The sequence below is a fragment of the Vibrio sp. 378 genome (assembly GCF_033339435.1).
Genome location: NZ_JAWOUO010000677.1, coordinates 1 through 648, shown reverse-complemented (window position 1 = coordinate 648; position 648 = coordinate 1). Strand labels below are relative to the sequence as shown.

Genomic DNA, 648 nt, shown 5'->3' with positions numbered 1-648 from the left:
ACGAAAAAGCACGTCTAAAAGAGATGACGCCAGCGAACTATATCGGTCAAGCAATCGAGCTAACTGACAAGCTATAATCTCTCAATAATGAGCGAAAAACTAAAAAGGTTGACGTGAAAGCGTCAACCTTTTTGTTTGGAAGCTTACCAACCGAGGCAGTCCAATAGAGCATTTTCGCCCAATAGGTGTAGAGAATCGCGGATTTAGGGTTGTTTTTGAAAGAACAAGGTTATTGTCCCCACCTCCACGCCAAACTTTTTAATTTTGGTCAGGTTGAATACGTGTTTGTCATCTTGTCGGTAAAGCCAATCATCAAAGGCAACGGTCACTGTCGAGTCGTCCATTTTTAACTCAAAGTCATATTGCCATTGCAGAGCGTTACCCTGCTCTTTTCCGTTTGCGAAACCAATAATGTCATCTGCTTTACCTGTATACCTGCCATCCTCTGCTCGAAAAATAGTCCAAACACGCTGGTCGATTTCACCATCGTCAAAAACAAAGTCCTCAACAAGAACCAATTCATCACCCGTTATCGTACCGACAATATCAACCTCAAAGCGGCGTGTTTGTTTCTCGGAATAATCTTGCACCATTCCCCATGCCTTCACATTGCCATCAAAATATTCAAATAAATTAAATGGCGGCGTA

General features: G+C 42.3%; 1 protein-coding gene. It reads right to left on the bottom strand.

The features are described from left to right. Positions 1–203: 203 nt before the first annotated feature. On the bottom strand, positions 204–648 hold a 445-nt coding region (locus tag R7Q48_RS28215; protein WP_318133619.1), incomplete at its 5' end, for a DUF3833 domain-containing protein.